The 7388-nt window shown below is 67.6% G+C and carries 6 protein-coding genes; 5 read left to right on the top strand and 1 reads right to left on the bottom strand.

Going from position 1 to position 7388, the window contains the following annotated elements:
• Positions 1 to 170 precede the first annotated feature (170 nt).
• Positions 171 to 2915, bottom strand: a complete 2745-nt coding sequence (gene aceE, locus ACH4U7_RS38810) for a pyruvate dehydrogenase (acetyl-transferring), homodimeric type (RefSeq protein WP_398532475.1) — start codon at positions 2913 to 2915, stop codon at positions 171 to 173.
• Between the two features lie 501 nt (positions 2916 to 3416).
• Between aceE and ACH4U7_RS38805 the strand changes: the two genes are divergently transcribed.
• The 5 genes from ACH4U7_RS38805 (at position 3417) to ACH4U7_RS38785 (ending at position 7285) form a co-directional block, all read left to right on the top strand.
• Positions 3417 to 3854 (top strand): DUF3052 domain-containing protein, encoded by a 438-nt coding sequence (locus tag ACH4U7_RS38805; protein ID WP_014180045.1) that lies wholly within the window; start codon positions 3417 to 3419, stop codon positions 3852 to 3854.
• A gap of 215 nt (positions 3855 to 4069) precedes the next feature.
• Positions 4070 to 4528: a peroxiredoxin gene (locus ACH4U7_RS38800; protein WP_398532474.1), complete on the top strand. Its 459-nt coding sequence runs from the start codon at positions 4070 to 4072 to the stop codon at positions 4526 to 4528.
• A 215-nt stretch (positions 4529 to 4743) separates the two neighbouring features.
• Positions 4744 to 5319 (top strand): TerD family protein, encoded by a 576-nt coding sequence (locus tag ACH4U7_RS38795; RefSeq protein WP_398532473.1) that lies wholly within the window; start codon positions 4744 to 4746, stop codon positions 5317 to 5319.
• 178 nt (positions 5320 to 5497) lie between these two features.
• Positions 5498 to 6073 carry a TerD family protein gene (locus ACH4U7_RS38790; RefSeq protein WP_311722767.1) on the top strand — a complete coding sequence of 192 codons (576 nt, stop codon included), beginning with the start codon at positions 5498 to 5500 and terminating at the stop codon, positions 6071 to 6073.
• 51 nt (positions 6074 to 6124) lie between these two features.
• Positions 6125 to 7285, top strand: coding sequence for a DUF475 domain-containing protein (locus ACH4U7_RS38785; protein WP_398532472.1), 1161 nt, complete (start codon positions 6125 to 6127; stop codon positions 7283 to 7285).
• Positions 7286 to 7388 lie beyond the last annotated feature (103 nt).

Here is a 7388-nt window from a genome sequence, read left to right as displayed (position 1 = left end):
CGGGCGGTGTGGTGGCGGGCGCGCGCCGGGGGGGGATACCGCGGGCCCGGCCGGCTCGCGGAAAAGGCGGGCCGTGCGGTTAACCGCGTGGCGGGCTGGATCTCGTGCGAGATCCAGCCCGCCCGGCGTTTTGCTGACCGGGGTCCGGGGCGGAGCCCCGGAGAGGGAGGCTACGCGTCGCCCCCGGCCGCGCCCGGGTCGGCGGCGGCCACGTCGAGCAGCTGGTAGCGGTCGATCGCCTGCTTGAGCACCGAACGGTCGATCCGGCCCTCCTTGGCGAGCTCGGTGAGCACCGCCAGGACGACCGACTGCGCGTCGATGTGGAAGAAGCGGCGCGCCGCCCCACGGGTGTCCGCGAAGCCGAAGCCGTCGGCGCCCAGCGACTGGTAGCTGCCCGGCACCCAGCGCGCGATCTGGTCCGGAACGGCCCGCATCCAGTCGGAGACGGCCACCTTCGGCCCCTCCGCGTTCGCCAGCTTCCGCGTCACATACGGAACGCGCTGCTCCTCCTCCGGGTGGAGCAGGTTGTGCTCCTCCGCCTCGACGGCGTCGCGCCGCAGCTCGTTCCAGGAGGTCGCCGACCACACATCGGCCTTCACATCCCACTCGTCGGCCAGGATGCGCTGCGCCTCAATCGCCCACGGCACCGCCACGCCCGAGGCGAGGATCTGCGCCGGGATGGCGCCCTTCTCGCCCTCCTTGAAGCGGTACAGGCCCTTGAGGATGCCCTCGCGGTCCACGTCGGCGGGCTCGGCCGGGTGCTGGATCGGCTCGTTGTAGACGGTGAGGTAGTAGAAGACGTTCGGATCTTCGCCGCTGGCGGACTCGCCGTACATCCGGCGCAGACCGTCCTGCACGATATGCGCGATCTCGAAGCCGAACGCCGGGTCGTACGCGACGACCGCCGGGTTGGTCGAGGCCAGCAGCTGCGAGTGGCCGTCCGCGTGCTGCAGACCCTCACCGGTCAGGGTCGTACGGCCGGCGGTCGCGCCCAGTACGAAGCCGCGCGCGAGCTGGTCGGCCATCTGCCAGAACTGGTCGCCCGTGCGCTGGAAGCCGAACATCGAGTAGAAGACGTAGACCGGGATCAGCGGCTCGCCGTGCGTGGCGTACGCCGAGCCCGCCGCGATCAGCGAGGCCGTACAGCCCGCCTCGGAGATGCCGTCGTGCAGCATCTGGCCGGTCGGCGTCTCCTTGTAGGCCAGCAGCAGCTCGCGGTCGACCGACTCGTAGGTCTGGCCCAGCGGGGAGTAGATCTTCGCCGAGGGGAAGAGCGAGTCCATGCCGAAGGTGCGGTACTCGTCGGGCGCGATCGGCACGAACCGCTTGCCGATCTCCTTGTCCCGCATCAGGTCCTTCAGCAGCCGCACGAACGCCATGGTGGTGGCGATCTGCTGCTGACCGGAGCCCTTCTTGGTCGTCGCGTACGTCTTGTCGCCCGGCAGCTGCAGCGGCTTGGCGCGCACCACGCGGGTCGGGACATACCCGCCCAGCGACTTGCGCCGGTCGTGCATGTACTGGATCTCCTCCGAGTCCCGGCCCGGGTGGTAGTACGGCGGCAGGCCGGACTCCAGCTCCTGGTCGGGGATCGGCAGGTGCAGCCGGTCGCGGAAGCGCTTGAGGTCGTCGACCGTCAGCTTCTTCATCTGGTGGGTCGCGTTGCGGCCCTCGAAGTTCGGGCCGAGCGTCCAGCCCTTGACCGTCTGGGCCAGGATCACCGTCGGCTGGCCCTTGTGGGCCTTGGCGGCCGCGTACGCCGCGTAGATCTTCTTGTGGTCGTGACCGCCGCGGCCCAGGTGCAGGATCTGGTCGTCGGTCATGTGCTCGACCATCTTGCGCAGCCGCTGGTCGTCGCCGAAGAAGTGCTCGCGGATGTAGGCGCCGGTCTCGGTCGCGTACGTCTGGAACTGGCCGTCGGGCGTGGTGTTCAGCCTGTTGACCAGCAGGCCGTCGCGGTCCTGCGCGAGCAGCGGGTCCCAGGTGCGGTCCCACACCAGCTTGATCACGTTCCAGCCGGCGCCGCGGAACTGCGACTCCAGCTCCTGGATGATCTTGCCGTTGCCGCGCACCGGGCCGTCGAGGCGCTGGAGGTTGCAGTTGACGACGAAGGTCAGGTTGTCCAGGCCCTCACGGGCGGCGAGGGAGAGCTGGCCCAGCGACTCCGGCTCGTCCATCTCGCCGTCGCCCAGGAACGCCCACACATGCGACTGGGAGGTGTCGGCGATGCCGCGCGCCTCCATATAGCGGTTCATCCGCGCCTGGTAGATCGCCCCGAGCGGGCCGAGGCCCATGGAGACCGTCGGGAACTCCCAGAAGTCCGGCATCGACCGCGGGTGCGGGTAGCTGGACAGACCGTGCGGGGCCTTCGACTTCTCCTGCCGGAAGGCGTCCAGGTTCGCCTCGTCCAGCCGGTCCAGCAGGAAGGCGCGGGCGTAGATACCGGGGGAGGCGTGGCCCTGGAAGAAGATCTGGTCGCCGCCGTCACCTCGGTCCTTGCCGCGGAAGAAGTGGTTGAAGCCCACGTCGTACAGCGAGGCGGAGGAGGCGAAGGTGGCGATGTGGCCGCCGACGCCGATGCCCGGGCGCTGGGCGCGCGAGACCATCACCGCCGCGTTCCAGCGGGTCGCGTTCAGGATCTTGCGCTCGATCTCCTCGTTGCCGGGGAAGAACGGCTCGTCCTTGGTGGCGATGGTGTTGACGTAGTCGGTGCTGCGCATCTCGGGCACCGCGACGCGCTTCTCGCGGGCGCGCTCGATCAGGCGGAGCATGAGGTAGCGGGCACGTTCCCGGCCTCGCTCATCGACAGCTGCGTCGAGCGAGTCGAGCCACTCCTGGGTCTCTTCGGGATCGAAGTCCGGGACCTGGCTGGGAAGGCCGCCAATGATGATCGGGTTGCGATCGGATCCGGAAGCCACGCTATTCCTTCGCTTTTCGGTCGTGCTGTGCACGCAATGGATTCGTGCTCTGCTGGGTCGCGCCGATCTCCATCGTGTACCTCGCGTAGGGGATACGTCACCTCTACCGGGTGGTAACCATCACGTGGTGAGACTGGCGCTGCGTGGGCGTCGGGGTGCGACGGCCAAACCGCAACCATACGCTCACCCCGGACGGGTACGCGTACGCCCGTTCGGCCCTGGGAGGCCTACCCGGCGTATCGTGTCGGTACGCGCGTTCAAACGGGACATTTTGGAGTGATGTGACTCACTCGTGGCTGTTCGTCCATGATGGGAGTTGCGGCGACACTCCCCCAATGCTCCGTTGCACGCCGTATGGGCGGACCCCCCACGTTTGGGCGGGATCGCTGGCCAGGTACTTGCGCGATCCGCCCGGCCCGTGTGGACTACGCCCCATGCCCCGCGCACGCGCGTGGCGCACAACGACTTGAAGAATGAACGCAAGATGACAGGAGGCAATCCGTGAGCGCGACCGCGGACCACGCGGAGGAGCGGACCAACCCTGCCGTGAGGCTGGGTTTCCAGCCCGATCAGGTGGTCCAGGAGATCGGCTACGACGACGATGTCGACCAGGAGCTCCGCGAGGCCATCGAGGAGATCACCGGCCAGGAGCTTGTCGACGAGGACTACGAGGACGTGGCCGACGCCGTCGTGCTGTGGTTCCGTGAGGACGACGGCGACCTGACGGACGCGCTGGTGGACGCCATCCAGATGATCGACGACGGCGCGCCGGTCTGGCTGCTGACCCCCAAGACCGGCCGTGACGGCTATGTCGAGCCGAGCGACATCAACGAGGCCGCGACCACCGCCGGCCTGTCCCAGACCAAGAGCTTCAACGCGGGCAAGGACTGGACGGGCAGCCGTCTGGTCACCCCGAAAGCCGCGAAGTCGAAGCGCTGAGCCGGTCCGGCGTGAGCCGGTCCGGCGCTGGGCCGGCCCGGTGGTCGCCGTCCGGCGGGTCCGCCACCGCGCGGTCCCGACGTCGGCGTACGGCCCCGCGACACCCTGTTGAGAGCCCCCCTCCGTAACCTTCGGAGGGGGGCTCTGCGCATAGGGTGACCCCAGCCAAACCAGCCAATCAGGCCACACCAGCTACCAGCGAAGGGATGCCACCCATGGCGATAGAGGTCGGCGCGAAGGCCCCCGATTTTGAGCTGAAGAACCAGCACGGGGAGTCGGTCCGGCTCTCCGACTTCCAGGGTGAGAAGAACGTCGTCCTCCTCTTCTACCCGTTCGCCTTCACCGGCGTGTGCACCGGCGAGCTGTGCGCCCTGCGGGATGAGCTGCCCAAGTTCGTCAACGACGAGGTGCAGCTGCTCGCCGTCTCCAACGACTCGCCCTTCACGCTGCGCGTGTTCGCCGAGCAGGAGGGTCTTGAGTACCCCCTGCTGTCGGACTTCTGGCCGCACGGCGAGGCCAGCCGGGCGTACGGCGTCTTCGACGAGGAGAAGGGGTGCGCGGTGCGCGGCACCTTCGTGATCGACAAGGAGGGCGTGGTCCGCTGGACCGTCGTCAACGGCCTCCCCGACGCCCGGGACCTCAACGACTACGTCAAGGCCCTGGAAACCCTGTAAGGCCCCGGAATCCTTGTGACGACGGAAACCCCTGTCACGGCAGAAACCTTGTCCCGACGGAAACCCTGTGACGAGGGGGAACCGCTCACTAGGATCGACGCGTTGATCCTGATGGGATCCCTGGGCGCCCCAGGCCGCGCCTGGGGCGCCCCCGGCACCCGGCATAGCAATGAAGGGGCACACCGTGCTCCTGACGAACCTTTTTGGGAGGACTCGTGGGAGTCAGCCTCAGCAAGGGCGGCAACGTCTCGCTGACCAAGGAAGCCCCTAACCTGACCGCCATCACCGTGGGTCTGGGCTGGGACGTCCGCACCACCACGGGCACTGACTTCGACCTCGACGCCAGCGCCCTGTTGACCAACGCCGAAGGCAAGGTCGCCAGCGACCAGAACTTCGTCTTCTTCAACAACCTGAAGAGCCCCGACGGCTCGGTCGAGCACACCGGTGACAACCTCACCGGTGAGGGCGAGGGCGACGACGAGCAGATCAAGGTGAACCTGGTCGGCGTGCCGGCCGATGTCGCCAAGATCGTGTTCCCGGTCTCGATCTACGACGCCGAGACCCGCCAGCAGAGCTTCGGCCAGGTTCGGAACGCGTTCATCCGCGTGGTCAACCAGGCCGACGGCAATGAGCTCGCCCGCTACGACCTGACCGAGGACGCCTCGACCGAGACCGCCATGGTCTTCGGCGAGCTGTACCGGCACGGGGCGGAGTGGAAGTTCCGGGCGATCGGCCAGGGGTACGCCTCCGGGCTGCGCGGCATCGCACAGGACTTCGGCGTCAACGTCTGATACGCCTGTAGCACCACCCGCGTATGTACGTTCCGCGTACGCACCGTACGGCCCGCGCGTCCGGCGCCGCGTCCCTGCACACCGGCAGGAGCGCGGCGCCGGACGCGCTGCTTCTCGGCGCATGAGGCGCTCCGCGCCTTCATGCGCATTTCGCTACACCAGGGGAGGAACCAGGACCATGGGCGTTACCCTCGCCAAGGGAGGCAATGTCTCCCTCACCAAGGCCGCGCCGAATCTCACCCAGGTGATGGTCGGCCTGGGCTGGGACGCGCGCTCGACCACCGGGGCGCCGTTCGACCTCGACGCCAGCGCGCTGCTGTGCCAGTCGGGGCGGGTGCTCGGGGACGAGTACTTCGTCTTCTACAACAACCTGAAGAGCCCCGAGGGCTCGGTCGAGCACACCGGCGACAACCTCACCGGTGAGGGCGAGGGCGACGACGAGTCGATCCTGATCGATCTCGCCAAGGTCCCGGCGCAGGTCGACAAGATCGTCTTCCCCGTGTCGATCTATGACGCAGACACAAGACGGCAGACGTTTGGGCAGGTCAGCAACGCCTTCATCCGTGTGGTGAACCAGGCGGACGGCGCCGAGCTGGCCCGCTACGACCTCTCGGAGGACGCCTCAAGCGAGACGGCGATGATCTTCGGGGAGGTTTACCGCTATGGCGGTGAGTGGAAGTTCCGGGCCGTAGGGCAGGGGTACGCGTCGGGTCTTCGGGGCATCGCTCTAGACTTCGGGGTCAACGTTTCGTAAAGCCGCGTAAAGAGCGCGGGCGAGACCTTACGAAGAGGGATTGGACAGGAAGTGCTCCTCAAAACCTTTGGTTGGTCGTTCGCCGTCACGGCGGCCGGCCTGGCCCTGGCTGGCGTCCTCTGGGGGTGGAAGGGGCTCGCCATCGTCGGGATCCTCTCGATCCTGGAGATCTCACTCTCGTTCGACAACGCGGTCATCAACGCGGGCATCCTCCGCAAGATGAACGCCTTCTGGCAGAAGATCTTCCTGACGGTCGGCATCCTGATCGCCGTCTTCGGCATGCGCCTCGTCTTCCCCGTGATCATCGTGGCCATCACGGCGAAGATGGGGCCGCTGGAGGCCGTCGACCTGGCGATCAACAACAAGGACAAGTACGAACACCTGGTCACCGCCGCACACCCGGCGATCGCCGCGTTCGGCGGGATTTTCCTGCTGATGATCTTCCTCGACTTCATCTTCGAGGAGCGCGACATCAAGTGGCTGGGCTGGCTGGAGCGCCCGCTGGCCAAGCTCGGCAAGCTGGAGACGCTGTCGATCGTCGTCGCCCTGCTGGCGCTCCTCGTGACCGCCATGACCTTCGCCACCGACGTGGCCCACGGCGGCGGCGACAAGACCGCCACGGTGCTGCTGGCCGGTGTCGCCGGTCTGCTCACCTACTTGATCGTGGGCGGTATCTCCGGCTACTTCGAGGACAAGCTGGAGGAGGAAGAGGAGGAGGTCGAGGAAGCCGAGGAGGCGGAGAAGGCCGAGAAGGCGGCCTCCGGCGCCCAGAAGGGCAGCCAGGGCGCCACGGTGGTCGGCCTGGCCGGCAAGGCCGCGTTCTTCCTGTTCCTCTACCTGGAGGTCATCGACGCGTCGTTCTCCTTCGACGGCGTCATCGGCGCCTTCGCGGTCACCAACGACATCTTCGAGATGGCACTGGGTCTGGGCATCGGCGCCATGTACATCCGGTCGCTGACCGTCTTCCTCGTCCGCAGGGGCACCCTGGACGACTACGTCTACCTGGAGCACGGCGCGCACTACGCGATCGGCGCGCTCGCCGCGATCCTGCTGATCACGATCAAGTACGAGATCAACGAGGTCATCACCGGCCTGGTCGGTGTGGTCCTGATCGGCGCCTCGTACTGGTCCTCGGTGGTGCGCAACCGCCGGGAGGCGGAGGCGGGCGGCGCGGACGCCGAGAGCAAGGCGGAAGTCACGTCCGGAGTGTGACGCGGGTCCGTTTGAGGAACGCTCTGAGCGGGGCGGGCCGGGAGTCCTGACTCCCGGCCCGCCCCGCGGGCAGTTGGGCGATTGAGTAGTCGACTGGTGGGGG

This window comes from Streptomyces sp. NPDC020845 (assembly GCF_044334165.1).
In the GTDB taxonomy this organism is placed as follows: Bacteria; Actinomycetota; Actinomycetes; order Streptomycetales; family Streptomycetaceae; genus Streptomyces.
Note: the sequence above shows the minus strand (reverse complement) of the source record. Positions and strands in the feature narration are given on the sequence as shown.